General features: G+C 43.2%; 22 protein-coding genes and 2 pseudogenes. 17 read left to right on the top strand and 7 right to left on the bottom strand.

Annotated elements, in window-relative coordinates:
* The 8 genes and pseudogenes from sufD to MHB82_RS32020 form a co-directional block, all read left to right on the top strand.
* Positions 1 to 765: Fe-S cluster assembly protein SufD (sufD, locus tag MHB82_RS32055; RefSeq protein ID WP_341177126.1), on the top strand; the 765-nt coding region annotated here is incomplete at its 5' end.
* Positions 762 to 1,982, top strand: a complete 1,221-nt coding sequence (locus MHB82_RS32050; protein ID WP_341177125.1) for a cysteine desulfurase — start codon at positions 762 to 764, stop codon at positions 1,980 to 1,982. The genes sufD and MHB82_RS32050, both read left to right, overlap by 4 nt.
* Positions 1,972 to 2,402 (top strand): annotated as a pseudogene (gene sufU, locus MHB82_RS32045) (Fe-S cluster assembly sulfur transfer protein SufU). The gene MHB82_RS32050 and the pseudogene sufU overlap by 11 nt, the downstream one beginning before the upstream one ends.
* Before the next feature lie 20 nt (positions 2,403 to 2,422).
* The gene (gene sufB / locus MHB82_RS32040; RefSeq protein ID WP_341177124.1) at positions 2,423 to 3,820 is read left to right on the top strand and encodes a Fe-S cluster assembly protein SufB; all 1,398 of its coding nucleotides are present in this window, start codon (positions 2,423 to 2,425) and stop codon (positions 3,818 to 3,820) included.
* 867 nt (positions 3,821 to 4,687) lie between these two features.
* Positions 4,688 to 5,026, top strand: a complete 339-nt coding sequence (locus MHB82_RS32035) for a thioredoxin family protein (RefSeq protein ID WP_341177123.1) — start codon at positions 4,688 to 4,690, stop codon at positions 5,024 to 5,026.
* A gap of 19 nt (positions 5,027 to 5,045) precedes the next feature.
* On the top strand, positions 5,046 to 5,360 hold the full coding sequence (gene trxA, locus MHB82_RS32030; protein ID WP_341177122.1) for a thioredoxin: 315 nt from the start codon (positions 5,046 to 5,048) through the stop codon (positions 5,358 to 5,360).
* Positions 5,361 to 5,575: 215 nt separating this feature from the next.
* Complete coding sequence (locus MHB82_RS32025; protein ID WP_341177121.1) at positions 5,576 to 7,246, top strand: FAD-dependent oxidoreductase; 1,671 nt, start codon at positions 5,576 to 5,578, stop codon at positions 7,244 to 7,246.
* A gap of 81 nt (positions 7,247 to 7,327) precedes the next feature.
* On the top strand, positions 7,328 to 7,894 hold the full coding sequence (locus tag MHB82_RS32020) for a beta-class carbonic anhydrase (protein WP_341177120.1): 567 nt from the start codon (positions 7,328 to 7,330) through the stop codon (positions 7,892 to 7,894).
* A gap of 88 nt (positions 7,895 to 7,982) precedes the next feature.
* Here the strand turns inward: MHB82_RS32020 and MHB82_RS32015 are convergent.
* A pseudogene (locus MHB82_RS32015) lies at positions 7,983 to 9,128 on the bottom strand (IS3 family transposase).
* Between the two features lie 690 nt (positions 9,129 to 9,818).
* Between MHB82_RS32015 and MHB82_RS32010 the strand changes: the two are divergent.
* The 6 genes from MHB82_RS32010 to MHB82_RS31985 all read left to right on the top strand — a co-directional run bounded on the left by MHB82_RS32010 (position 9,819) and on the right by MHB82_RS31985 (position 15,905).
* Complete coding sequence (locus MHB82_RS32010; protein ID WP_341177119.1) at positions 9,819 to 10,034, top strand: cation transporter; 216 nt, start codon at positions 9,819 to 9,821, stop codon at positions 10,032 to 10,034.
* A gap of 141 nt (positions 10,035 to 10,175) precedes the next feature.
* Positions 10,176 to 10,376, top strand: a complete 201-nt coding sequence (locus MHB82_RS32005; RefSeq protein ID WP_341177118.1) for a copper ion binding protein — start codon at positions 10,176 to 10,178, stop codon at positions 10,374 to 10,376.
* A 32-nt stretch (positions 10,377 to 10,408) separates the two neighbouring features.
* On the top strand, positions 10,409 to 12,841 hold the full coding sequence (locus MHB82_RS32000; RefSeq protein ID WP_341177117.1) for a heavy metal translocating P-type ATPase: 2,433 nt from the start codon (positions 10,409 to 10,411) through the stop codon (positions 12,839 to 12,841).
* A 50-nt stretch (positions 12,842 to 12,891) separates the two neighbouring features.
* Complete coding sequence (locus MHB82_RS31995; protein WP_341177116.1) at positions 12,892 to 13,704, top strand: hypothetical protein; 813 nt, start codon at positions 12,892 to 12,894, stop codon at positions 13,702 to 13,704.
* A 36-nt stretch (positions 13,705 to 13,740) separates the two neighbouring features.
* Entirely contained in the window at positions 13,741 to 14,367 is a 627-nt protein-coding gene (locus MHB82_RS31990; RefSeq protein ID WP_341177115.1) for a nitrite reductase, read from the top strand.
* A gap of 899 nt (positions 14,368 to 15,266) precedes the next feature.
* The gene (locus MHB82_RS31985) at positions 15,267 to 15,905 is read left to right on the top strand and encodes a class I SAM-dependent methyltransferase (RefSeq protein WP_341177114.1); all 639 of its coding nucleotides are present in this window, start codon (positions 15,267 to 15,269) and stop codon (positions 15,903 to 15,905) included.
* A gap of 280 nt (positions 15,906 to 16,185) precedes the next feature.
* Here MHB82_RS31985 and MHB82_RS31980 read toward each other — a convergent pair whose 3' ends face one another.
* From MHB82_RS31980 to MHB82_RS31955, 6 genes are all read right to left on the bottom strand, one after another.
* Positions 16,186 to 16,968: a Cof-type HAD-IIB family hydrolase gene (locus MHB82_RS31980; protein WP_341177113.1), complete on the bottom strand. Its 783-nt coding sequence runs from the start codon at positions 16,966 to 16,968 to the stop codon at positions 16,186 to 16,188.
* On the bottom strand, positions 16,934 to 18,019 hold the full coding sequence (locus tag MHB82_RS31975; RefSeq protein WP_341177112.1) for an ABC transporter ATP-binding protein: 1,086 nt from the start codon (positions 18,017 to 18,019) through the stop codon (positions 16,934 to 16,936). Before MHB82_RS31975 ends, MHB82_RS31980 begins: the two co-directional genes overlap by 35 nt.
* Complete coding sequence (locus MHB82_RS31970) at positions 18,016 to 19,773, bottom strand: ABC transporter permease (protein WP_341177111.1); 1,758 nt, start codon at positions 19,771 to 19,773, stop codon at positions 18,016 to 18,018. Before MHB82_RS31970 ends, MHB82_RS31975 begins: the two co-directional genes overlap by 4 nt.
* Positions 19,774 to 19,791: 18 nt before the next feature.
* Positions 19,792 to 20,787 carry an ABC transporter substrate-binding protein gene (locus MHB82_RS31965; RefSeq protein ID WP_445671298.1) on the bottom strand — a complete coding sequence of 332 codons (996 nt, stop codon included), beginning with the start codon at positions 20,785 to 20,787 and terminating at the stop codon, positions 19,792 to 19,794.
* A gap of 127 nt (positions 20,788 to 20,914) precedes the next feature.
* The gene (locus MHB82_RS31960) at positions 20,915 to 21,784 is read right to left on the bottom strand and encodes a Cof-type HAD-IIB family hydrolase (RefSeq protein WP_341177109.1); all 870 of its coding nucleotides are present in this window, start codon (positions 21,782 to 21,784) and stop codon (positions 20,915 to 20,917) included.
* Between the two features lie 18 nt (positions 21,785 to 21,802).
* Complete coding sequence (locus MHB82_RS31955) at positions 21,803 to 22,537, bottom strand: MBL fold metallo-hydrolase (protein WP_341177108.1); 735 nt, start codon at positions 22,535 to 22,537, stop codon at positions 21,803 to 21,805.
* 228 nt (positions 22,538 to 22,765) lie between these two features.
* On the opposite strand from MHB82_RS31955, the gene MHB82_RS31950 reads away from it, so the two are divergent.
* The 3 genes from MHB82_RS31950 (at position 22,766) to MHB82_RS31940 (ending at position 25,924) form a co-directional block, all read left to right on the top strand.
* Positions 22,766 to 23,716 (top strand): sugar-binding transcriptional regulator, encoded by a 951-nt coding sequence (locus tag MHB82_RS31950; protein ID WP_341177107.1) that lies wholly within the window; start codon positions 22,766 to 22,768, stop codon positions 23,714 to 23,716.
* A 758-nt stretch (positions 23,717 to 24,474) separates the two neighbouring features.
* Positions 24,475 to 25,377 (top strand): hypothetical protein, encoded by a 903-nt coding sequence (locus MHB82_RS31945; RefSeq protein ID WP_341177106.1) that lies wholly within the window; start codon positions 24,475 to 24,477, stop codon positions 25,375 to 25,377.
* A complete protein-coding gene (locus MHB82_RS31940) occupies positions 25,367 to 25,924 on the top strand; it encodes an NUDIX hydrolase (RefSeq protein WP_341177105.1) in 558 nt (185 codons plus the stop codon). Before MHB82_RS31945 ends, MHB82_RS31940 begins: the two co-directional genes overlap by 11 nt.
* The last annotated feature ends 653 nt before the right edge of the window (positions 25,925 to 26,577 follow it).

Genomic DNA, 26,577 nt, shown 5'->3' with positions numbered 1-26,577 from the left:
ACATTTGCACCTCATGTCCTCGTTGTTGCTGAAGCGAACAGCTCTGTAACTTACGTTGACAACTATGTTTCCGGCGAACTGTCCGCACCTGTTTTCCATAACGGTGTCGTGGAAGTCTTCGTAAAATCCGGTGCAAAAGTACGTTTCGCGTCTGTTCATCAGCTATCTACGAATGTTACTGATGTTTCCTTCCGCCGTGCAGTGGTTGAGAACGATGGAACAATCGAGTGGATCGTTGGTGAAATGAACAACGGCGATACAGCCAGCAATACGATGTCCGTGCTGAAAGGCAATGGCTCCAGCTCGGATTCGAAAGTCATCGCTGTTGGTTCCGGATCCCAAAAAATCAACTACACTACAGAAGCTCGTCACTTCGGCAAAAACACGCCGAGCCAGATGATTACTCGCGCAGTTATGCGTGAAGAAGCTTCTGCCATCATCAACGGAATCACGAAAATTGAGAAAGGTGCAACCAAAGCGGACGGTCAGCAAACAGAGAAAGTACTGATGCTGAGCCCGAAAGCACGCGGAGATGCCAACCCAATTCTTCTGATCGACGAGGACGATGTTACAGCAGGTCACGCGGCTTCCGTAGGTCAAGTCAATGCTGAACAGATCCATTACTTGATGTCTCGCGGGATTAACCGTACGGATGCTGAACGTCTGATTATTTACGGCTTCCTGGCTCCGGTGGTGGCGGATATTCCTCTGGAGGCACTGCGTACCCAATTGCAGTCCCTTATTGAACGGAAACTGGGACAATGAACCCATCCATCCGCGAGCAGTTCCCGATCCTCCACCAGGAAATTAACGGACACCCACTCGTATATTTAGATAACGCAGCGACATCCCAGAAGCCGCTGGCCGTTATCAATGCGATTAAGCATTATTATGAATTTGAGAACTCCAATGTGCATCGCGGTGTGCATACACTTGGAAGCCGGGCAACGGATGCCTATGAAGGTGCACGCGAGAAGGTTGCCAAGTTTATCAACGCACGTCGTACACAGGAGATCATTTTCACCCGTGGGACAACAACAGCCCTCAATTTGGTGGCTTCGTCCTACGGCCGGTCTGTCTGCAAAGAAGGCGACGAGATCGTTATCACACCGATGGAACATCACAGCAACCTAATTCCTTGGCAGCAGGTAGCCAAGGAGACAGGTGCAACATTGAAATACATTCCGCTTCAGCCCGATGGCAATATCGATTTGGCAGATGTGGAGAAGACGATTACGAACAAAACAAAAATTGTAGCAATCGCATATGTATCCAATGTCATGGGTGTCATTCATCCGGTAAAACAAATTGCTGAAATTGCACACCGCAATGGCGCTGTCATTGTTGTAGATGGCGCACAGAGCACTCCGCATATGAAGGTGGACGTACAGGATCTCGACTGTGATTTCTATGCATTGTCTGGTCACAAAATGTGCGGACCAACCGGAATCGGTGCACTTTACGGCAAAAAGGCGCTGCTGGAGTCCATGGAACCGGTTGAGTTCGGCGGTGAAATGATTGATGAGGTTGGTCTCTATGAATCCAATTGGAAAGAGCTTCCTTGGAAATTCGAAGGCGGAACCCCTATTATCGCAGGTGCGGTAGGTCTGGGTGCAGCCATCGATTTTCTGGAGCAGATTAGCATGGATGAGATTGCCCATCATGAAAGTGTATTGGCAGCTTATGCAACAGAACGTATGGCAGAGATTGACGGGCTGACCATCTATGGTCCAGCGAAGCGTCATGTTGGTGTGGTCACCTTCAACCTGGGGGACGTACATCCACATGATGTGGCAACTGTATTGGATGCGAGTGGTGTAGCCATTCGTGCCGGACACCACTGCTGCCAGCCGCTTATGCGCTGGCTGCAAGTCAGCTCAACAGCTCGTGCCAGCTTCTATCTATATAATAATGAACAAGATGTGGACCGGCTTGTCAGCGCCTTAATTCAGACAAAGGAGTATTTTGGCGATGCAACTTGATGATCTGTACCGGCGTGTCATAATGGACCACTACAAAAACCCGCGTAATCGCGGAACATTTGATAATGACGCTGCCACGGTGAATTTGAACAATCCTACGTGCGGCGACCGGATTTCATTGCAGCTTTACTGAAAGACGGAATCGTCCAGGAAGCCAAGTATACGGGAGAAGGCTGTTCCATCAGCATGTCGTCGGCGTCCATGATGACCGATGCTGTCAAAGGCAAATCGATGGAACAGGCACTCGATCTGGCTGACCGTTTTTCCTCACTGATGAAAGGGGAAGAAGTCGATTTCGACGATTATGAAGATCTCGAAGCCCTATCCGGTGTGAACAAGTTCCCTGCACGCATCAAATGTGCCACTCTGGCCTGGAATGCATTACGCAAAGGGATTGACGAAGAGGACAATGTACAATAACGATAGGGAGGTAGAGCAAGATGGCTAAAAAAGCACCAGAAATGGAAGAGTATAAATATGGTTTTCGCGATGAGCACAAATCCATCTTTCAAACCGGTAAAGGTCTGACTGCAGAAGTCGTTACCGAAATTTCCCGGATTAAAAACGAACCGGAGTGGATGCTCGAGTTCCGCTTGAAAGCTCTGAAACAGTTCGAGAAAATGCCAATGCCAAAATGGGGCGGAGATCTCGATGAGCTGGATTTCAACGATATCCAGTACTATGTTCGTCCTTCTGAAAAACAAGGTAAAACATGGGAAGAGGTTCCTTCCGAAATCAAGGAAACCTTTGATAAACTGGGTATTCCTGAAGCAGAACAAAAGTTCCTTGCAGGTGTATCCGCTCAGTACGAATCTGAGGTTGTATACCACAACATGCAAAAAGAACTAGAAGACCAAGGCGTAATCTTCATGGATACCGATACGGCTCTTAGAGAGCACCCGGAAATCCTTCGTGAATACTTCGCTACAGTAATTCCGCCAGCGGACAACAAATTTTCAGCACTGAACAGTGCCGTATGGTCTGGAGGAAGCTTCATCTACGTGCCTAAGGGCGTTAAATGTGAAGTGCCTCTGCAAGCCTATTTCCGGATTAACTCCGAGAATATGGGACAATTCGAGCGTACGCTTATCATTGCTGACGAAGACAGCTTCGTTCACTATGTTGAGGGCTGTACAGCTCCAATTTACAGCACGAACTCACTCCACAGTGCCGTGGTTGAGATCATCTGTAAGAAAAATGCCCGTGTTCGTTACACTACGATTCAAAACTGGGCACCCAACATCTACAACCTGGTAACCAAACGTGCAGTTGCTGAAGAGAATGCAACAATGGAATGGGTTGATGGTAACATCGGATCCAAACTGACAATGAAATATCCAGCTGTTGTATTGAAAGGCCGTGGAGCAAAAGGTTCCGTACTTTCCATCGCTGTAGCTGGTAAAAATCAGCATCAGGATGCAGGTGCGAAAATGATCCACTTGGCTCCAGACACGACTTCAACGATTGTATCCAAGTCCATCAGTAAGCATGGTGGTAAAGTAACCTACCGTGGTCTGGCTTCCTTTGGTCGTCAGGCGGAAGGTGCCAAAGCTAATGTCAAATGTGACACACTCATTTTGGATAACGACTCCACATCCGATACGATTCCTTACAATGAAATCTTGAATAATAACATTGTACTCGAGCATGAGGCTACGGTATCCAAAGTATCCGAGGACCAACTCTTCTATCTGATGAGCCGTGGTCTGACCGAAGCTGAAGCTACGCAAATGATTGTTATGGGCTTTATTGAACCGTTCACTAAGGAATTGCCGATGGAATATGCGGTAGAAATGAACAGATTGATCAAGTTCGAAATGGAAGGCAGTATTGGGTGAGTAGTTAATAATCTAGTCCAGTTGGATATTTCGCTAAGAAAGCGCCGACACGAAGTTAAATGCCGGAAGACATTGCGGAAGTCGTAGGGCTTTTCGATATAAAATTTATATAAAGCCGGTTAAAACCGGCTTTTTTGTAATACTGATATACATGAGAGCCTGATAGTTTTCTGATTATGTTAAGCAGAAGCGATATATTAAGAGTTGAACCGATCAAGATGATTGTTATACTGCTTCGTCAGTTGTATTTAATTTAATTTGTTGCAATACGAGCCGAACAATTGGATATGGCCCGCACAGGAGGTCGTCGTCAATTTGACTTATAAGAGATTTCTTCTTCAATGAATTGTGTTACGCGCCTATTTTGCATGAGCAGGATTCCTTCCGTAAATACTTTTGAGCGGTGTTCCCATCTATCTCTAGCTGGATGACAGCTGATTGATGGAAAGAAGCTGATGTATACCATTACTAGCTGTTTAATTTGACCCTTGGTGGACGAATAAGAGGAACAGGTAAATCGTTTGTAAGTTGTATGTCCTGAGTAGTACATTTCTAAACGATACTTCCCTAGTTGTCTATTAATTAGATTATTTACGACGTAAGAAGTATCGAAAAGCTAGATTGCTCCTAAGTTAGAGCAAATGCAAAACCTTGTTAAACTTGCAAGACTCTTGACAAAAGCTTACACAAAGAATAAATTGTATACATAAATGATTATTTAACTAGTTAACTATACAAAGTAGATAATCATTATGAACATTCAAGAAGGCTGGCGTACACATCAAAATTGATGGCGATGTGCCTGCAATATAAGAGAGTGATTTAGAGAAATGGAAATTGGTTTCTACCTAAGAAAGTGGGAGTTTGATGAAGGACATATTTCAACTGACTACAGTCGAGGAAATCGACACGTTTCTAGAAAATCACGCATTGAGTTTTCTGTACGTTTCTAGTCCCGATTGTAGCACCTGCCATGCTCTGCTACCCAAGCTGGAGGAACTCCTTGCTGACTACCCTCTCATTTCTTTTGGGCACATAGATGCTAGCAAGGTAGAGGCAGTCGCAGAGAAGTTTTTAATCTTAGCAGCACCTATTATGCTTTTAATAATTGAGCGTAAGGAATTTTTGCGAGAAGACAGATTTGTGCGTTTTGGAGATTTGAAAGAAAAGTTGGATCGAATCTACGATCAGTTTGACAGAATTTAATTCACTAGGAGGGACCATGATGGGAGTTTCACACACAACTGACAAAACTTTCGAGAATGATATTCAAAATGGATTGACTTTAGTAGACTTTTGGGCTCCATGGTGCGGACCATGTAGAATGCTCGCTCCGGTACTGGATGAACTGGATCTGGAAATGGGTGACGAAGCTACAATTACTAAACTAAATGTGGATGAGAATCCAATAATCAGTCAGGCATTTAGAGTAATGAGCATTCCGACACTGATCTTGTTCAAAGATGGAAAACCTATAGAATCTTTAACCGGAGTACAATCAAAAAAAGCTCTCAAGAACATGATTAGCAAACATAAGTGAAGAAGCGTCTAGAATTTAGGGTTTTCACTGCAGAGATGCATTAACTAATCGACTTTTTCAGCCTAAATCTCAACGATTGGACTTGCGTCATACCTCTACTTTAGCATCTGTAGAGGCAAGTGAATTTAGGTATCTTAGATGCTCATATGCTTTTGAAAAGGTATAAACGATAAAAGACGCAGAGGGTTGTTAACATATTATTAGGAGGAAGAAAAATGAGCAAAAAAGTTATTATCGTTGGTGGTGTGGCAGGCGGGGCATCTGCTGCCGCACGTTTGCGACGTCTGGATGAAGATGCGCATATAGTAATGTTTGAACGAGACGAGTATATTTCATTTGCTAATTGCGGGCTGCCTTACTATATAGGAGATACAATTCAAGATCGCTCCAAGCTAATTGTACAAACACCCGAAGCAATGACTCAACGCTTCAATCTGGATATTAGAACTCAAAGCGAAGTAGTTTCCATTGATCCGTCTGTCAAAAAGGTAATCATTCAAAGCCAAGAAAGAGGAACATATGAAGAAAGCTATGACGCGCTTGTCCTTTCACCGGGAGCTAAACCCATACGCCCTGCTCTACCAGGAATTGATCATCCGAACATTTATTCCGTACGCAACATTCCTGATACGGATCGAATTAAAGAACAGGTAATCTCCCCAAATACCCGCACTGCCGTAGTGGTTGGCGGAGGGTATATTGGAGTCGAAATGGCAGAGAATCTCAGAATTGCTGGTCTGGGAGTTACTCTTGTTCAAGCTGGGCCACAGTTAATGAATTCCTTTGATCCGGAAATGGCTGGTATGATGACTAAAGAAATGGAAGAGAACGATGTGAGTCTTATCTTCAATGATAAAGTCCTATCGTTTGAAGAGCACGGATCCCAGGTTAGAATCTTACTAGAAAGTGGGAAGACGCTAATTAGTGATATTGTAATCATGGCAGTAGGCGTTGCACCGGAAACCGGTTTCTTGGTAGGCAGTGGAATTAAGCTAGGTGAGCGAGGACATATCCAGGTGAACGAAGCCCTTGAAACCAATTTCGAAGGAATATATGCAGTAGGCGACGCTGTTGAGATTCATGCCAATAGCAGTGGAAAAGCTTCAGCCATTCCTTTGGCTGGACCAGCCAACAAGCAAGGAAGAATAGTGGCTGACCGCATTTCAGGTCTGAATACAACTTACAGATCTTCTCAGGGCACATCTATTATAAAGGTATTTAATTTGACAGGTGCCCAAACTGGATTGAACGAAAAAAAACTGAAAGAGATTGGGACAGCATATCATGTCGTTTATGCTCATCCTAATGCTCATGCAACCTATTATCCAGGTGCAACTCCGATTACGATGAAGCTACTGTTTGATCCACAGGGCAAAATATTAGGGGCTTCCGCCGTTGGCCATACAGGGGTCGACAAACGAATAGACGAAATAGCAACTTTGCTTCATTTTGGAGGTTCTGTTACTGATTTAACCGAGCTTGATCTCGCATACGCACCACCATTCTCTTCTGCCAAGGACCCGGTGAATATGCTCGGCTATGTCGCTGAAAATGTATTGACTGGAAAAACAGATGTGTTCGTTGCGGATAACTTACGGCATCGGAATGAAGAGACCACCATGCTTATAGATGTCAGATCAGAGCATGAACATCAAGATGGACATATCCTTGGTTCAATTAATATTCCAGTGGATGAGTTGAGAATGCGTTTAACCGAACTAGATCCCCAGAAAGAGATTTGGGTATATTGCCAAGTGGGGCTCCGCGGTTATACATCAGCCCGGATCCTTCAACAGCATGGCTTTAAAGTCCGTAACCTGACAGGAGGATATAAGACTTATATGATGAGCAACTTTGAACCAAAAGAGTCAATGAAGACTGACTAATAGAATTCTGATTATGCATTCAGTTTAAAGTAGTCCTTCCAGTCTGCACATTAATGATAGAAGAATCGGAGGAAAATCAAAATGAGTAACGTTCAGTCCATCCTTGCCTTCAACAAAGAATTTGTAGCCGACAAAAAATACGAAGCCTATGTTACGGATAAATTTCCCCAAAAGAAATTGGCTATCGTGACCTGTATGGATACGCGGTTGATTGAACTGCTGCCCAAAGCTATGAATCTGCGTAACGGAGATGTTAAAATTATTAAAAATGCTGGTGCTATCGTATCTCATCCTTTCGGGTCAGTTATGCGAAGCGTTCTAGTTGCAATTTATGAGCTAGGCGCTGAAGAGGTGATGGTGATTGGCCATCTGGGCTGCGGCGTAGCATCGCTTAATGCTGAACGGATGATTAACTCTATGAAGGAACACGGTATTTCTCGAGATGTGCTGAATACAATTGAAAATTCTGGAATTAAACTGAAAGACTGGCTACGAGGTTTTAATTCCGAACGTGAGGGTGTCATTGAGACTGTCGACATCATTAAAAACCATCCTCTTCTGCCTGCTACTGTACCGGTTCACGGCCTAGTTATCGAGTCAAAAACAGGAGAGCTTGAGCTGGTTGTTGACGGAACAATTAGTGATTAATTAGCCAAGCAATTAAAGAAGCCAGGATCCATTCAGCAGAATGGGACTGCACCCTATTTGTGAGACAGGGATCAAAACACCTTATAAGTTAAGCTGCCAGTCGTCGAAAATTAACCGGCGACTGGTTCTTTAGTTTTGTTTGAATCCGAATTGAGTTATAGTAAGTAATATAATCTCGAACGGTCTGCTCAACGATGGCCGTCGTTGTGCAGGTTAAACCTTCGAGGTAGAACGTTTCAGACTTTAGTGTGGAATGAAACGATTCGTATGGGGGCATTATCAGCGGGCGTTCCCTTGCGGGACATGCTCATGGTAATGCCTTTTGATTTTACAGCGTCTTGATACGCCTGAGACGTATATACGCTTCCTTGATCGCTATGCAGTACCGTACCCGATAAGCTTGGAAGTTGATTTAACGTATCCAACACAAAGGCGGTGTCCTGTCTGTCCGCTATACTGTACGCTACAATCTCCCCGTTAAACAAGTCTAAAATGCTCGAGAGGTAGAGGGTTCGCCCACCAAACGGCAGGTACGTAATATCAGTAACGAGTTTTTGCATGGGCATATCCGCTTGAAATTGACGTTGTAACCGATGTTCAGCCACGTACGCAGGTTGTCCTGTTGGCTTCCGTTTCTTTACTTTGACACGACACTATAAATGTTCAGTTTGCATAATACGTTGTACGCGTTTGTGGTTAATTCTCTGTTCCAGCCTCAGCAAAGCTGTAATTTTCCGGTATCCATAACGGAATTTATGTTGGGCACAGAGCTCACGAATTCTCTCCGTGGTTTGATCCTGCTTAGCGCTCTTGAATGCGGCTCTCCAGCGATAGTAAGAAGCACGAGCGATTCCAAGCCACTGACAAGCTTGTGACACACTAACATTTCCACGAATGGCTTCCATCCAGGCGACTACAATCTTCGGCTCCACTTCCTTTCGATCTCCTTGTACTTTTTTAACACATCTAATTGCTGTCTGAGAAACCGATTTTCAGCTTTTACCATCTCAAGTTCTGAAGAGAAATCAGGCCCTTTACCATAGCTGTACTGTTTTCCAACAGGCTGTTCGAGTCGTTTCAACTCACCACTGCGATACCATCTCATCCAGGTTTCAATCTGTGTCTTATTTCGAATGTTGAGCTGCTCCATGATCTCCTTTACGGGAATGCCCGCTAATTTCATTTCAATAGCCTTTTTCTTTGTTTCCAGTGGATAACTAACTCTTGTTGCCAACGAAAAAACACCTCCAAGTTGTCCTCCTTAGGAGTCATTCTCTTGAAGATGTTTTGATTTGTCTCACGTTTCGGGGTCAGTTCCAATGTTGATTCCCGGCTTTTTTAACTTTTTTTATTTTGAACGTTATAAATGTTCCATCGTTGTTATCTTTAACGCTAATTAAAGTGTGCTCCTTCTTACTTATTAATGGGAAAGACAAAGGTTAAATTCAATCCCATGAGTGTTGTCATTAGCGTTATAGCTCATTCACAAATATTATATCCTTGTGTCGTTTTTTATGAATAATGTTTCTGCCAGCAAAATAATGGTCATACGCAAGATACCCCGAAAACATATAGTCAGTGTCCAAAAGCAGAGCTGTATAATCAGCAAAAGAAATCTATCCAATACTTCAATAGGCATGTAAGTAGTAAAGGTAATAAGTGTGAATGAATTAGTTTTGTGCACATACAATGACTTTTTTGGTCTATCCACACATACTCCTCCTTTCTCAATTTCATTATACGAATAATTTGTGTGCTTATTTATCTTATACATTAGGGGATTTTGAAGACGGTTTAAAAATAGGGGGTGGGGGTAAAAAATATTTGACTTATATAGGGTGGGGGGGTATAGTGTTAGAGGGATAACAATTCTGGAAAAAAGAAATACTAATCATAATTCAGCATAGAGGAAGGAAGATTATTTATGAAAAGCAGCATTTTAAAAATCGAAGGTATGAGCTGTCAGCATTGCGTGAGATCAATTGAAGGGGCTTTACATGAAATCGGAGCAAATGGGAAAGTGGATCTTAAGAAAAAATCAGTGGATTTAACATTTGAAGAAAGTCAGGTTTCACTGAAACAGATTAAAGAATCTATTGAGGCACAAGGATACAAGATACAAGTGTTGGAAGTCATTTAAGTCAAATAAATTGCTTACTTCTGCTTTTTACGTTTTATTATAGGATAGAGGGGTATAGTAATTGATAGAGGGATTTTTTCGTATGTAGATTCTCAAACTTATTTTTACAAATTACTTTTTAAAAACGGAGGATGATGAAAGATGAAAAATATCACATTGAAGGTTCAAGGGATGAGCTGTCAACATTGTGTGAATTCTATTGAAAGTGCACTTAAAGAGATGGGTGCAGTCGCGAAAGTGGATCTTCAAAGTGAGTCGGTTAATGTCAAATTTGAAGAAAGTCAAGTTTCACTTGAACGAATTAAAGAGGTTGTAGAAGAACAAGGATACGATATCTTATAAATCATGGTTTTATGTTGAGGGAGTGAGCAGTTATGGAAGAGACAGAGGCTCAAAGTAAACAATCAAGCTTGCAGATCACGGGTATGACTTGTGCAGCTTGTGCAAATCGAATTGAAAAAGGGCTTAGTAAAATGGATGGAGTCACCTCGGCTAATGTAAACTTTGCTCTAGAAAAAGCCAACGTAACGTATGATCCCACAAAGATAGAACGTGGAAATCTGGAGGAAACCATTAAAAAGCTTGGCTATGGTACAGCTTCAGAGGTAGCTCAGTTTAACCTTGAAGGTATGACTTGTGCAGCATGTGCGAACAAGATTGAAAAGGGGTTAAGCAAGCTGCCAGGGGTTACAAGTACTTCGGTCAACTTTGCGATGGAGACTGCCCGAGTTGAATACTCCCCGAGTGAGATATCCATTGAGGAGATGCAAAACAAGGTTAAAAAATTGGGATACAATGCTGTTCTTAAAGAAGAATCACAAAAAACAGCTGATTACCGGAGTAAAGAAATTAGTAATCAAAAACGAAAATTGTTAATCTCGGCTATTCTCTCATTCCCTTTAATTTGGACAATGGTGGCTCATTTCTCATTTACCTCGTGGATTTACATGCCAGATTTTCTAATGAATCCTTGGATTCAACTTATTTTAGCTACCCCGGTACAATTTTATATTGGTAAACAATTTTACGTAGCGGCATATAAGGCTCTTCGTAATGGTAGTGCCAATATGGATGTTTTGGTCTCACTGGGCACTTCGGCAGCTTACTTTTATAGTCTGTATCTGACAATTGACTGGTCGAGAATGAATGATGGAATGCATAATGTACCGTCCCTCTACTTTGAGACAAGTGCAATCCTTATTACCTTAGTAATTATGGGGAAACTTTTCGAAGCGCTAGCAAAAGGAAGGACTTCAGAAGCCATTAAATCTTTAATGGGGCTACAAGCGAAAGCGGCTTTGGTTGTTCGCGAAGGTAAGGAGCTCTCAATTCCAGTTGACGAAGTAATCGTAGGGGACGTTGTCCTGATCCGTCCAGGTGACAAAGTACCAGTGGATGGTGAAGTACTGGAAGGAGTATCCTCAGTTGATGAGTCAATGCTTACGGGTGAAAGTCTTCCTGTAGAGAAGAAAGTCGGAGATGATGTAATCGGAGCGACGATCAATAAAAACGGGATGCTTCGAATTAAAGCCACAAAAGTCGGAAAAGAAACTGCCTTAGCACAAATTATTAAGGTAGTGGAGGAAGCGCAGGGATCCAAAGCGCCGATACAGCGGGTAGCGGATGTGATTTCCGGTATTTTTGTACCTGTTGTGGTGGGCATCTCCGTAATTGCCTTTTTGATATGGTATTTCTTTATTACTCCTGGGGATTTCTCTGGTGCATTGGAGAAGGCAATTGCCATCCTGGTTATTGCATGTCCATGTGCACTCGGACTTGCCACCCCAACTTCAATTATGGCAGGATCGGGACGGGCTGCAGAACTTGGTGTACTGTTTAAGGGTGGAGAGCATTTAGAGCAAACACATAAGGTTGACACAATTATTCTAGACAAAACGGGTACGGTAACGAAGGGAAAGCCAGAATTAACTGATGTTTTGACCCAAATTAACGAATTAGAATTTCTTAGACTCGTTGGTGCTGCAGAGAGAAATTCGGAGCATCCACTAGCGGAAGCCATTGTCGCCGGCATCCAGGCTCGTAAGGTTGAAATACCAGGAACGGATTCATTTGAAGCTATTCCTGGATTCGGAATTAAAGCTGTTGTGGAAGGAAAGCAACTGCTTATAGGGACTCGTAGACTTTTAGAAAATCATGGGGTCGACGCAAGACCAGCCTTTGATTCAATGTCTCTTTTGGAAGAGGCGGGGAAAACAGCTATGCTCGTTTCGATTGATAAACATTATGCAGGAATGGTAGCTGTGGCTGATACGATAAAAGAAACTTCAAAAGCTGCTGTAAGCCGTCTAAAAGCTATGGGGATCCAGGTCATTATGATTACCGGAGATAATGAACGGACGGCCAAAGCGATAGCAGCACAAGTGGGGATTGACCAAGTAAGGGCCGAAGTTCTCCCTGAAGGAAAAGCAGAAGAAGTGAAGAAATTGCAAAAACAAGGCAAAAAAGTGGCTATGGTCGGAGACGGAATCAATGATGCTCCTGCTCTCGCAACTGCCGACATCGGTATGGCCATCGGTACGGGTACAGATGTTGCGATGGAGGCAGCAGATGTTACTCTCATGCGCGGGGATCTCTCTAGTATTCCTGATGCAATTTATATGAGCCGCAAGACGATGAGTAATATTAAGCAAAACTTGTTCTGGGCACTCGGTTATAATACGCTGGGTATCCCTATAGCTGCAATTGGACTGCTGGCTCCTTGGGTAGCAGGAGCTGCGATGGCATTGAGTTCTGTATCGGTAGTTCTCAATGCTCTTAGATTGCAGAGAGTGAAGATAAGAGGATAAAAGGAAATGGCCAAAATCAGGCGGGGATTTACAAGAGGAGGAGATAAATCATGTTTATTTCTACAAGCGTATTTTCAGGTTTGAAATGGGCTAATAAATCTCCGAAGGAGAGTGCACATTCAGAAGGCCAAGGTGGTCACAGCCATCATCACCATACCAATCACCTTGCGGATAGCAATTTTTCAGCATCTTTTTCTTTTCCTGGAGGAACAGTAAAAGAAAATGAAAATGTATTGCTGAATATTCATATTTTCGATTCCAACGGAAATTTAGTAAAGCATTTCAAAATGGGTCATGATAAATTAATGCATCTGATCGTTGTAAGCAAAGACCTTTCCTACTTCAATCATATCCATCCTGATTTCGATGGTGAAGGTAACTTTACTGTCGATATACTGTTCCCATTTGGTGGAGAGTACAAAGTCATTGCAGATTTTGTTCCAGAGGCTGGATCAAGTACTTCAATCAGTCATTGGGTGAAGGTAGAAGGGGAAGTGAATATACATGAGACAGTCCAAGCTGATAAGAGACTTATGAAAGTTGTCGAAGGGAAAGAGGTCGAACTCACTTTAAGCAGTTTGAACGCAGAGGAGGAAGTGACCCTTACGTTCAACTTAACTGATGCCAAAACTAAGGAGAAAATCAGCAATTTGGAACCATATATGGGTACTGTAGGTCATGTTGTTATCCTATCCAAGGATGCTGAGACTTACCTTCATGTTCACCCAACCAACGAAAACGGAACTGGTCCGGAGGCAATTTTTATGACTTCCTTTCCTAAATCAGGTCTATATAAAGTTTGGGGTCAGTTCCAACATCAGGGGAGTGTTATAACTGTTCCTTTTGTAATTAATATCAAGTAGAATTCTTTGTTTCTAGTAAAGGAGCCAATATATATTATGGGTGAAACAGTCAAAATAGCCATCAGTCCTGCGATTCAACTTGGAGGAAGTCTTTTTACTCCTAGCCAGCTTATTATAATAGGTGAAATTATTGGGCAGGATGCAAAGGTTGAAATGACAGGCTTTAAACAGCTATATGCAGAAATCCCCTCTGAACACCGAGATGCAATTAAGCAAGTACTCGAGCAAAATGGACTTGAAGTAAATCCGGCGGGTTTTGTTACAAAAAGCCTGATTGCATGCAATTTTTGTAGAGGATCAGAAGAGGGAGGACTTGAAACTGCAAAAAGCTTAAATAAAGCAATAGCTGGTATAGAAACACCCACACCCTTAAAGATTGGATATGCCGGATGTGCACTAGGTACGAGTGAACCGTTAATTAAGGATATCGGTGTTGTCAAAATGAGAGATAAGTTTGATATTTATGTGGGTGGTGAATCAAAGGGACTTAAAACTTCCTTCGCTAAGTTGCTGCTCTCTGGAGTAGCAGAAGACCAACTCAGTTCTGTTATTACAGCAATTATTAATTTTTATAAAAATAATGCCAAAGGCAAAGAGAAGTTTAGTAAATTTGTAAATCGAATTTCGCTTGATCAGATTCAAATCGTTGCTGGATCTATGTAGACACTTCTCAATAAGAACTTCGAATTTTGTTATGAAACAGTAATATCAATATTTAAGTAGAAAAGCAGCTCACCAAGAAGCTGCTTTTCTACTTAATGAAGTTATTCTCTGAAAGAACTAAATCGATCTAATCAGAAGTGTACTCTGGAAATTTTTCATTTACTTAAGAGCATTATTCTACTGTTCTCAGTACGTGAATGAAATTACAAGTGAGACAATGCAAACATAAGAAATTCTACGCCATCACATGTACAAGAATATGATGAGTTTGAATCTACAAAAATAAACTTGACCTGTAATGCATTACATAATTTAAGATTGTGTTGTACTCGATCACAATATACAGTGGCTATGTCGAATCCTGAGACTGAGTGGGCTAGACTCTAGGTTACTCCTATATTTTTAACATGGGTTCCGACTATAAACCTTATGTCTTTGTTATGTCGATAATTTAATTAGTTAATCAGACTATTGTACTCATAAGTGAAGAGGGAGCATTGGATTATTGTTGTAAAGAGTTGATCAATTTTATATGGGGTGACATGAGTGATTATTTTTGGCATTTTTGTCTGGATATTATTATGTTCCATAATTTTGGTTTCAACATATTATACACTGCCATCGAAAGAAAGAGAGCAAATAACAGTACAGTCATTCAATTCAAAGGACCTATATTCCCACTTATTTCATTGAATGCAGTGGTAAAAACAGTCATGGAGGAGGACACATCTCTTTTATGACCAAAGGATCCACTCTTTTTCAATTATATTCTTGGCAGGCTGTTTCTCATAATGACAGTGTTAGTAGGCGAATTACATGTATAATCCATCGTTTGATATTTCTAATGTCAGTGCTAATATAATATAGAAATTTTGTTCATGAAATGGAGGATTAAATTGATGAGCGATACTACGGACTACAATGCAGGAGTTTCCAATTGGAATGAAAGATATGACAGCAATGATTATGTATATGGCGAGGAAGCAAACCTATTCATACAAAAAGCTTCACATTATATTAAAGAGAAATCCAAACTAGCTGCTTACGCAGAAGGAGAGGGGCGTAATGCTGTTTTCCTTGCCAAACAGGGGCATATTGTTTCGGCCTATGACTACTCACAAGCAGGACTCCGTAAAACGGAGGCACTTGCATCCAAAAAAGGTGTGCAGGTACAGACTATACAGGCAGATTTAATACATGATGAATTGCCTATAGAAACGTACAATGCAGCTGTTATGGTGTTTGGTCATTTTCCACGAAAAGATCAATACAATGTCCTAGAGAAGATTCTACGTTCACTTAAGGATGGTGGAAAGCTTCTGTTGGAAGTTTATGAAGAAGAACAAATTAAGTATGGAACGGGTGGTCCAAAAGATCAGAGCTGGCTATATAATGCAAATGAACTATTGGCTTGGAGTAAGCATTATAGACTTAAACACTTCTTCACTGGAGAAGTAGAACGAATCGAAGGTGTCTTTCATCAAGGCCGTTGCTCGGTAATACAACTGATCTTGGAAAAAGTAGTGGAAGATAACTAATAATAATTGGTTGAATAGAGTGGGTTTTACTAAATTGGCTTCAATAATGACAGGTTGAGAAGCGCACACCATCAGTCTCAAAGCATACATTTGGTAACATTTATAATAGCTAAGTGACAAACTGACCTCGATAATCTACCGAGGTCAGTTTGTCTAATTTACGTTGTGGTTGGCTTTAATACCACAACGATATCCCCTAATCCAGATTCTAAATCTAGTTAAAAACTAAACTATTGTTTACTTGACTCGGATGGCTTTTCGCTTACTTGAAACTTTCGATTTATATAAGCCCTGTCCACTGCAAACCATGCCATATACCATCATGGTCTGCATTTAACGTCACGTGGGAGGCAAGACGTTTCAGCTCCTCTGGAGCGTTACCCATGGCAATACTGCAACCCGCAAATTGAAACATCTCTAAATCGTTGTAGTTATCTCCAAACGCATAAATATCTTTCGGGTTGAGTCCTAACCGGGAAGCCAGTCGGGTTACGCCTTCGGCTTTGGAGCCGCCAGCAGGCAAAACATCCATGGAGAGAGGGTGCCACCGTACAAAGTGCAACTTGTCGAACTGATTACGATACCGTGCTTCTTCCGCAGGAGTGCAGAATAGCATGGTCTGATAGATTGCTCTGCTTTCACAAAATGAAGCATGATGGCTTGGGTGCGCTACGCCAAGTGAATTCAAACAGAGCTCTACATGGGGATGATAATCTTGGCTGCAGCTCATTTGTTTATGATCCAGGAATACTAGAGCATGTTCTTGTTCAGCTGCAAACGCGGATAGTTGGTCCACAGCGTCTGGGTGAATCGGATTACTATGAATCAGGTTTCCTTGATCTACGACGTATTGACCGTTAAAGCAGACATATGTATCGATCTGCAGTTCCTGCCTGACCTGCTCGAGCATAAAAGGAGAACGCCCCGAGGCCAAGGCAACCGTATGACCGGCGGTTTTTAAGGCCATGATGGCTTCCTTCGCAGAAGGCGGAATCCGGTTGTGGCGATCCAGTAGTGTGCCATCGACGTCAAAGAGAATGAGTTTGCTTGTTGAAGTCAACATATCTCGCTCCTTCGCAGCCTAAGGATGATATGTTCAGGCTGACTTGTTCGTTCATGGAGAAGGACAGCGGGGAGATGACCTCCCACTGACCTGCCTCACCTTGAATGTCATAATGAAACTCTTTCCCTTGGAACTGTACATTCACGATTTTACCGCCGATGCCTGGCTGCAGATCTGGTTGCAATTGAAACTGATCAGGTCTGACGGGATAGATGCCGTTCAACTTGAAGTAGTCGGCAACGTTGACCCCGGACCAAGACACATTTTCGCTGCCTTTCGGCTTAAATCGGTTCGCTTCCCAGTGACCGGAGACTAAGTTGGATTTCGATACAAATTTCGCTACAAACTCGGTCTGAGGCCTTAAATAGATATCTTGTGGCGTACCTGCTTGCTCAATCCGACCATCTTTCATGACGATGATGCGGTCAGCCATAGCAAGGGCCTCGCCTTGATCATGTGTAACATAAACGATAGCGGATCTTGTATTGCGATGGACTTGCTGAATTTCCCGTCGCATGTCCATACGCAGCATGGCATCCAAGCTACTAAGCGGTTCATCCATTAGAAGTAATGACGGCTCAGGTGCGATAGCCCGAGCAATCGCGACCCTTTGTTTTTGACCCCCAGATAGTTCATGGGGCATCCGCTCCGCCAAATGAGACAAGCCGGACATGTTCAGGACTTCCTGAATACGGGATTGCTCATTTTTTTTGATATGTGGCGGGGTGGACCTATGTGTTCGGATCGGGAAGCGCACATGTTCAGCTACATTCATGTGGGGCCAGAGTGCGAAAGATTGAAAGATCATGCCAATCCGACGTTTTTCTGGAGGAAGCAGTGTGCCTGCCCCGGCTACAACACTTCCGTCCATCGATACTTCGCCGCTGGTAGGCTGCTCGAATCCTGCCAGGATACGTAGCAGAGTCGTCTTTCCGCAGCCTGATGGTCCAAGGATCGCCACGAATTCTCCATCCTCAATCGTCAAATCAATGGTATGCAGCGCTTGAAAGCTGCCGAAGGATTTGCTTACCTGTTTAATGTGAATGCTCATGATTTCTTCACTCCCTTGCGTGAGGCCCAGCGCTGAACGAGCAACAGAAGGATGCCTCCTACTGCCATGAGTGCAACGATCAGACTGGACAATGCGGTAGAATACAGGGTGTCCCCTGCCTGTTCAAAACTGAAGATCGTTACGCCAATGGTTTGAGAGCCGGAGGAATACAGTAGGGCGGACACGGTAAGTTCGGTCAGCGCGGTCAAAAAGACTAGCATGCCTCCGGTTAACATACTCGGCAACAGCAATGGCAGTAAAACAGCGCTCCATTTGCGCCAAAACCTGGCACCAGAAATCCGAGCAGCCTCTTCCATGGAGGAATCGAGCTGCATGAACGACGTAACACTAGAGCGAATCTGCAAAATCAAGAACCGGCAAATGTACGCAATAAACAAGATCGACATGGAGCCGTAGATACCTGGATTCCAACCGGGGATCGGTTCCATCCAAACTAAGATGATGGAGAGTGCGAAGACGATGCCTGGCAACGTATAGGGAACCGCAGTAGCAATTTCAGCCATTTTGTTGAATGAACTTGGCTTGCGAACCCTCACATAAGCGAATCCTGAGCCGATGACCAAGCAGACCAGCATCGTAACCAGGGACAGCACCAAGCTGTTTTGGACGGATTGCCATACACGCTCGTTTTCAAAAAGGATGTACCGATAATTGTCCGACGTCATATTGGCACGGGTTAGACCTAATCCATAAGCTCTTTTCAAAGACATTGAAATCATCGATGAAAGAGGAACGACAGTGATTAACAGCAAACCTGTCCAAATGACCCACGTCAGCGGTTTGCGCATGCGTCCCAACGCGTATCTCGGTGTAAGGTCGGGTTGCATCGTATCCGTAGCGTGGCTTTTCCGCAAAAGAATCCATTGCAGCAAACTGCCTACTACGGCAACCGCTCCAAGCAGAACGGAGAGGGAGGCACCACGGGCAAAGGCGGATGGTCCGAATCCGATAATTTCCTCATAGATCAGCGTGCTGAGCACCGAAATATTGACTGGCGTGCCTAGAAACGCCGGAATACCGAAGTTATCGAGCGAGGCCAGAAATACCAGTAATCCCCCAGCGGTCAAACCCGGAAGAGCAAGCGGCAGCGTAATTTTACGAAACACTTCAAATCTGCTAGCTCCACCCGCTCTGGCGGCCCACTCCAAGTCACGCGGGATCTTGCGAAGTACATCCAGCGTGAACATGTAAACGAGTGGGAAATGATGAATGCCCATGACGAAAATGATGCCGCCTAAGCTGTACATGCTCCACGGGGCCAGGTCTGGGTGGATCCATTGAAGTAAACCGGCAAGCCAGCCTTGGGATCCAGTAAAAGAAGACCAGGATAAAGTCAGTACATAAGAAGGTAAAATGAAGCAAAGCATGATGCCCATATGTAACGCCGATTTATTTCGAATATCCGTATAGGCAACGACCCAAGCCAGTGCAATGCCAAGCACAAGTGCGAACAGGGTAGATCCTGCAACAATATAAAAGGTATTGCGGATAGTCGACCAAAAGCGCTCTTGCTGCAGCATCTCGCCGTAATGAGCCAGGGTCCAACCGTGTTCACTCTGAAAACTAAGCAAAATCAATTTCAAGAGGGGGTAGACAAAAAAGATAAGTACAGCAGCTCCGCCAAGCAGAGCACCTAAGCGACTCCAGCGAAGCTGTCCAAACCAGGCGGAAAAGGGCTTACGCCCTTTTCGTGCTGCTTGCCACGAGATCGTGTTCGTCTTCGATTTTTCCATATCTAACAGCTCCAATCATTACTCGCCGAATACTTGAATGAATTGTTGCTTGTCTGCTTCACGATCAGCGGCAAGTTTAACCGTGTCACCAGACAAAATTTTCATTTCCGAGACGCTCTTGAGTCCTTCAGGAGGAGCAATACCTTCCCGGATAGGGGAATAACCGATCTCTGCTGACAATTGTTGTCCTTCTTCCGATAAGAGGAAGTCCACAAAGGCTTCGGCAGCGGGTACATTGGCAGCATCTTTCATGATTCCAACTGGCTCAGTGATGATCGGCACGCCTTCTTCTGGATAAGTTAACTCAACCGGGGAGCCTTTGGCCTTTTCACGTGCGACGAGGTAGTCCACAACAACACCGTATGATTTTTCGCCGCTGGCTACAGCTTTCATAACAGCGCCGTTTCCTTTGATAACGGATATGCCATTATCCTTGGTTTGCTGCAGAAAATCCCAACCAAATCCATCTGTGCGGCTGAATATCCCAATGTTGTACGCCGCTGCACCGGAATAGAGTGGGCTTGGCATAATCGATGCGTCTTTGCTGTCCGCTGCTGTCAGTACATTCCACGACGTCGGTGGAGTGGCCACTTTTTGCGTGTTGGTCGCGAGTACAGTAGCCATGACCTTGGTTCCCGCATACATGCCGTCAGGATCAACTAGATCGGCAGGGATTTTGCTTAATTCTGGAGATTTATATGAGAGCAGAAGGTCTTCTTGCTTCAGGTTTTCAAAGGTTACTGCATCGGCGAGCAGTAAGACGTCAGCTTGTGTTTTGCCAGCCTGACGTTCGGCTTGAATTTTAGCGGTGACTTCTTCTGTCCCGGAGCGGAAGACGCTGACATCCACGTCGGGATATTGATCGTTAAAAGCGGAGATTAGCTTCGTAGCGTCCTCTTCAGGCTGAGAGGTATAGAAGGACAACTTCCCTGATACCGTGCTTGAACCGGCGTTGACATTGTTCGTTTCTGAAGCGCCTTGTCCTTGTGTAGAGCAACCGCTAAATACGATCATGCCTGCCAAAACGGGTAGAAGTAATGACTTTTTGAATGGAATCACGAAAGATCTCTCCTTTATATGCCACTTGTGGCCTCTTATATTTAAGTCGATTTATGAAGTGCAACTAATGTGATTGAAATGACTATTTAAGCAGGTAATTGCGAATTGCCATAGCGACGCCATCCTGTTCGTTCGTACCTGTAATGACGTTTGCGATCGCTTTGACATGGGGCTCAGCATTGCCCATTGCAATACCCAATCCAGCCCACTGCAGCATGTCCAGATCATTGTCATAATCTCCTGCTACAGCTACCTCTTGTCGATCAATACCTTGCTCACGGCACAGACGCTCAAGTGCATCGCGCTTGCTGATTCCGACCGCGTTTACATCAAATCGCAAGCTGCCTGTCTTTGTGCATTGGAACATCCCCGATGCTTCAAGCCGCTTATATGTCCGGTCGCGGGCGGCAAGGTCTGTGCAGATGACGGCTGCTTTGTAGATCATGCCAGACATGCTGTGTACAAACGTTCTGAAATCGGAACCGACTTCAACCAACCGGATTAGCTCGGTTTGATCTTTATAATGATATTCCGTCCATGGCAGTTCTGGTCGTACAACAACATTATTCAATGCCCAGTTCCGATTCGTATCATTGATTTGCCGTACATATAGGACATTGTAGCCATAGAAATGAACGTATGCGCCTTCTTCCTCAATCACATCCAGCATGTATAACAGGGATGCGGTTTCCAGCGGAAATCCTTCAATCATTTGTCCGGTCATTGCATCAACGGTCACCGCACCATTCAGTGCCACCAAGGTAAAATTCAATGGGATTTCCTTCGCATGTAGCCATACCGAAGCGGGGAACCGCCCGGATGCGATGGTGACAGCAACTTCATCCGCCATTAATTGCTGGATGGAGCTTCGCGTTTCTGATGTTATGACTTTATTCGGATTTAACATGGTTCCATCCAAATCAAGAGCAAGCAATCTATGCAACTCGACCATTCCTTCCTGTACGATAGATCATAGGGTATACATGCGCAGTGGCTCAGGGATGTCTACCGGTCCGTGGAAGGTCCGACTTGCTTCATCACGCATGAACTCCAGATTACCGTCCCCGGGTAGATGCACGAGTACGAGCTGCTTCACATTGGCTTGTCCAGCAATCATGCCTGCTTGCATTGCATTCATGTGTCCTTTGCCAGTGGTGTGCACGCTTCCCTCGCAGATCGTAGCTTCGCACAGGAAAATATCTGCGTCACGGGCGAGCTCGATCAAGGCGTCACAATAGGAGGTATCACCCGAGTACACCAGCACTTTACCTTTGTAAGAAATCTTGATTGCATAACAAGTAATTGTATGTTCCACATGCACGAATTCGATGTCCGCTCCTGCAAGCCGCACTTTAGTGGAAGGGTCGATCGGAATCACTTTGGTATGTTCGCTGTATAAGCCGTGCAACATGTCGGCAGGATCATCCGGGGCGTAGAGCTTCAGCTTCTCTTTCATACGACCGTTGCGAATGGCACCTGCTGCCGCATATTGAAGAACACCAAGGTCTGCCATGTGATCATAATGCAAGTGAGACAGAATCACGCCGGATAAGGCTTCTACTCTGGTTTCGGAAGGGAGCTTACTCATTACGCCGCTGCCACAATCCAATAAAATTTGTCCTTCGTCGGTGGTTACCAGATATCCGGCTGTTGCCCCGCCTGCTGCAGGGTAGCCTCCCCAATAACCCAGAATCTTTACATTCATCGTTTGCACCTCGGTCTGTCTTGATCTGCAGTCAATTACAAATGTTCTGCGTTGTTACAAATGTTCTGAACAGTTCTCATTGTAAGGACGCTTTATTACTCGGATGTCAAACGAATGTCAAACTTGTGTAAAAACGATTTGGAAAGATGTTCCTCGCTTGACTCGGGCGTGAAGCCATTTTATATTGGGTCATGTGTACGCACTATAAAGCAAAAGGCGGACTTGTATGTGAATATAGAAGAGCGCAAAAATTTAGTCAGGGTATGTAAGATGTATTATTACGAATCGTGGACTCAAGAAAAGATTGCGGAGAAACTGGGCGTATCCAGGCCGGTCATCTCCAAAATGCTGCAGCGGGCTAAGGATGAAGGCATCATTGAAATTGTGATTCATGATGACGATCGTGAAATTTCTAATCTGGAAAAAGAGCTTGAGCAAGCTTTTCAACTAAAGCAAGTTCTGGTGGTTCCAACCAAAGATTTAAACAAGGAATTGGTGTCAAGTGCAGTTGGAAGAGCGGCTGCCCAATTTGTGCAGCGCCTGATCAAAAACGGGGATCGTGTAGGCGTTTCCTGGGGTAACACGTTGTATCAAATGGTTAGAGAATTTCCGTTAGAGAAAAAGGAAAACGTCAAAATTATTCCGCTTGTTGGCGGAACGGGGAATTATCGTAATGAAATGCACTCCAATCAGATTGCATATGAGCTATCCAAGAAAATGGGAGTCTCATGCGAGAGCTTATATGCCCCTGCTGTGGTAGAGACCGAAGAACTGCGTGAACAGATTGTGGGCATGGCTAACGTTGCAGCGGTTTTGCAAGAGGCAGAACAAATCGATCTAGCACTGGTTGGCATCGGCAATCCATTTTCGATGTCTACCATGGAACGTTCAGGATACCTCAATGAACAAGCGTTATCTGAACTTAAAGCGATGAATGCGGTCGCAGATATTAACTCCGTATTTATTGCACGAGACGGATCTATCGCCAAACATTCTATTAACCGCAAAGTCATTGGACTTGGACTCGAGCATTTGAAAAAGGCAAAGACGGTTGTCGGGATGGCCTTTGGTCTGCACAAAATAGAATGCATTCTCGCTTCCTTACGTGGCAAGTACATTAATATGCTCATTACAGATGAGTCGACGGCCAGAAGAATACTGGAGGTTTGTTCCGAGTGATTGACGGCATCTTGTAAAAAAGATTAGCTAAAAATGTTAGTTTCGTGTTCAAAGTGTATAAAGATAATCTCCATTGAGGTTTGGGCTATATAAGCATTTAAATTGCTTATATACGGATATAAAGATTAGGATTTTTTACCCCAACCAGCGACTTGAAATAAAGTATAAAGAGTTAGATCCTTGTGGAACAAGAATCTGACTCTTTTCTTTCAACATACCGAATCGAATTCAATTCTGAAGCAGTGTGTTGTTCTACTGATTTATCCGATAAAGATTCTTCGACTAATCTAGCACTAATATTACTTCCTGAAATAGAAACCTCGTTGATTCTCTTATTGATAATGTTAATTGATTGGCAACTTTCACCACCATAGATACTTATCAGAATTGACGGGTTATCTTCAATTTGAATATTCTAGGCAGTTATAACAAAGATACTTGAGTTTGGATTTCGATTACCTCACGTACTTCCTCACATCGTCACTTTCCTTTGGTAGTCAAAATTGAGAGTGTACTCCTCCATGTTTCATGGTTAATTACCAGCGGTACCTATGTTTATATTCACACTATCCTATAAGATAGTATGTGGCGAAAAAGTGCATACTTGTTTGTGCTTTTATATCGACTATATAATACAGTCATAGCTTCGAGTTACGAATTGTCTGTCTAATATTATTTAGAATTAAAGTTCTCTAAACTACCACATAAAGGATTACCTTTTTAACTACAGCAACAATTAGGAGGACCCCCAAATTAGTATGTCATCACAACAATATCAAGATAACATAGCCACAGTATTAACGAAAATAAGAGAAGCTGAGGCAGTTGTAGTTGGTGGTGCATCGGGAATGTCCACTGCAAATGGTCATAACTTTTATGAACGGAGCAAATATTGGATTGATCATTTCAGTGATTTCGAAAGAAAGTATGGTATTCGGAATAATTTCGATGCACTTTATTATAAGTATCCCACTAGCGAAGAACGATGGGCTTATCTATCTAAACACGCTACACTTATGTTCGATACGCCGCCCGGGCAGACTTATCGAGATCTTCATCAGATCATTAAAGACAAGAACTATTTTATTATTAGTACGAACCAGAATATGCAGTTTTCGAAACTCTTTTCGGATGAAAAGATGTATTTTCCTCAAGGTGATGCACACTGGCTCCAATGTAGCATGCCATGCCATGATCAAGTCTATCCTGCTGAAGAGGTAGTTCGGAATATGGCTTCTCTAATTGAGGATACCAGAGTTCCTATCGAACTTATTCCAAAGTGCCCTGAATGTGGGGGTGAGATGGAGCCTTGGATCCGTTCCTATGACTTTTTGGAAGGAAGCTTCTGGGGAAATATGCTTAATAAATATAAAGCCTTTTTGAATGAAAATTGGAACAAAAAGATTGTGTTTATCGAGTTGGGTGTTGGACCCATGACTCCAAATATTATTAAGTATCCATTTTCTAAAATGACGTTTAAATGGCCTCAAGCTTTCTTGATCCGTATCAATATTGGCGAGAGCCCAACTTCAATTGAATTAAGGGATAAAGCAATCACATTTGACGCAAATATTGCACATGTATTGAGTGATCTGGCTTTACATCTCAATTCGTTTGGGGGCCGAGAATTTTTAAAAAAGGAGCGATCTTGTGTCGAATGAAAAAGCTTTAAAACTGTACAATGTGAAAAAATATAGAACACCAGACGGTTATACCTCAGACATCGCTATTTTTACGATTCCTAGTAATGAAAAAATCAAGACGCATATGTTGGATATAAAAATATTATTAATTCAACGTAGCGTAACTGATAGTGAAGGACGACCTAACATAGAAGCAGGAAAATGGGCTTTACCTGGTGGATTTGTTAATCCTGACGAAACAGCATTTGAGTGTGCAAAACGTGAATTGACTGAGGAGACCAGTGTTGAGATCAGTCACCTGGAACATTTCGGAGTTTATGATCAACCTGGACGGGATCCGAGAGGCTGGATTATCTCCAACGCGCACCTCGCTCTTGTTCCAGAAAACAAACTAACCAAACGGCGAGCAAACGATGATGCCAGTGATGCTCAGTTATTTTCCATCAACGAAGTCTTTAAAATGGATATAGCATTTGACCATGCTCAAATTATTAATGATGGTTTAAATGTGATTAAAAGCAAATTTATTGAAATGGGGAACTCTAAAGATCTTCCATTAGCATAATATACTTAATCGTATAACGGATTTGCTAGATGGTGAGGCCAACTAAAGTTTAAAACTAAGGGGTTTGATGAGGGGATACTGGAGCTTAAGATACTGAGAGATACTACCGCGCAGGTTCTACGTTCGTTAAATACATTCGTTCTGTTATTCAAACAAGAAAGAGAGCAGTGCAAATTGACCAAGGAGCTCATTTATTATTGAATTAAGATTGAATCATAATTGTTAAGCTAACGGGAGACGTTCGTTGAATACTAAATCAGTAGCTCCCCAAATGAATGAACCCCTTAAAGTGAGACACATAGTTTAAACGCACCTTGTAGGGCATGAGGCCAATATTGTATTGAGCTCATGCCCTTTAATTTAGAGACTTACTACGCTAAATTTTGCTTAGACAGCCTCAGTTTTCAGGTTTCTTAGAATATAATGTACTAGCCTATAGCATTCTAAAATTAAAATTTAGTCTTAGTTAGTAAAGCGGTACGAGCGACTTACATAAAGGGACTCGGCAGGCATCATGCAGATATCGTTAAGGCTCTTAATGGAACAATTCCGTTTTAAGTTACACTCATGGCTGAACAAGAATCGAGATTATAACCTGAGTGAGAACATATAGAACTAAGCCTCATTACGATGCTTGTAGCTAATGTGTGAAT

Source organism: Paenibacillus sp. FSL K6-2862, assembly GCF_038005125.1.
Classification (GTDB): Bacteria; Bacillota; Bacilli; order Paenibacillales; family Paenibacillaceae; genus Paenibacillus; species Paenibacillus illinoisensis_A.
Note: the sequence above shows the minus strand (reverse complement) of the source record. Positions and strands in the feature narration are given on the sequence as shown.

Coding starts and splice junctions, on each gene's coding strand:
- MHB82_RS32050 (WP_341177125.1), top strand. CDS start 762: ATGAACCCATCCATCCGCGAGCAGTTCCCGATCCTCCACCAGGAAATT.
- sufB (WP_341177124.1), top strand. CDS start 2,423: ATGGCTAAAAAAGCACCAGAAATGGAAGAGTATAAATATGGTTTTCGC.
- MHB82_RS32035 (WP_341177123.1), top strand. CDS start 4,688: ATGAAGGACATATTTCAACTGACTACAGTCGAGGAAATCGACACGTTT.
- trxA (WP_341177122.1), top strand. CDS start 5,046: ATGGGAGTTTCACACACAACTGACAAAACTTTCGAGAATGATATTCAA.
- MHB82_RS32025 (WP_341177121.1), top strand. CDS start 5,576: ATGAGCAAAAAAGTTATTATCGTTGGTGGTGTGGCAGGCGGGGCATCT.
- MHB82_RS32020 (WP_341177120.1), top strand. CDS start 7,328: ATGAGTAACGTTCAGTCCATCCTTGCCTTCAACAAAGAATTTGTAGCC.
- MHB82_RS32010 (WP_341177119.1), top strand. CDS start 9,819: ATGAAAAGCAGCATTTTAAAAATCGAAGGTATGAGCTGTCAGCATTGC.
- MHB82_RS32005 (WP_341177118.1), top strand. CDS start 10,176: ATGAAAAATATCACATTGAAGGTTCAAGGGATGAGCTGTCAACATTGT.
- MHB82_RS32000 (WP_341177117.1), top strand. CDS start 10,409: ATGGAAGAGACAGAGGCTCAAAGTAAACAATCAAGCTTGCAGATCACG.
- MHB82_RS31995 (WP_341177116.1), top strand. CDS start 12,892: ATGTTTATTTCTACAAGCGTATTTTCAGGTTTGAAATGGGCTAATAAA.
- MHB82_RS31990 (WP_341177115.1), top strand. CDS start 13,741: ATGGGTGAAACAGTCAAAATAGCCATCAGTCCTGCGATTCAACTTGGA.
- MHB82_RS31985 (WP_341177114.1), top strand. CDS start 15,267: ATGAGCGATACTACGGACTACAATGCAGGAGTTTCCAATTGGAATGAA.
- MHB82_RS31980 (WP_341177113.1), bottom strand. CDS start 16,968: ATGTTGACTTCAACAAGCAAACTCATTCTCTTTGACGTCGATGGCACA.
- MHB82_RS31975 (WP_341177112.1), bottom strand. CDS start 18,019: ATGAGCATTCACATTAAACAGGTAAGCAAATCCTTCGGCAGCTTTCAA.
- MHB82_RS31970 (WP_341177111.1), bottom strand. CDS start 19,773: ATGGAAAAATCGAAGACGAACACGATCTCGTGGCAAGCAGCACGAAAA.
- MHB82_RS31965 (WP_445671298.1), bottom strand. CDS start 20,787: ATGATCGTATTTAGCGGTTGCTCTACACAAGGACAAGGCGCTTCAGAA.
- MHB82_RS31960 (WP_341177109.1), bottom strand. CDS start 21,784: ATGGTCGAGTTGCATAGATTGCTTGCTCTTGATTTGGATGGAACCATG.
- MHB82_RS31955 (WP_341177108.1), bottom strand. CDS start 22,537: ATGAATGTAAAGATTCTGGGTTATTGGGGAGGCTACCCTGCAGCAGGC.
- MHB82_RS31945 (WP_341177106.1), top strand. CDS start 24,475: ATGTCATCACAACAATATCAAGATAACATAGCCACAGTATTAACGAAA.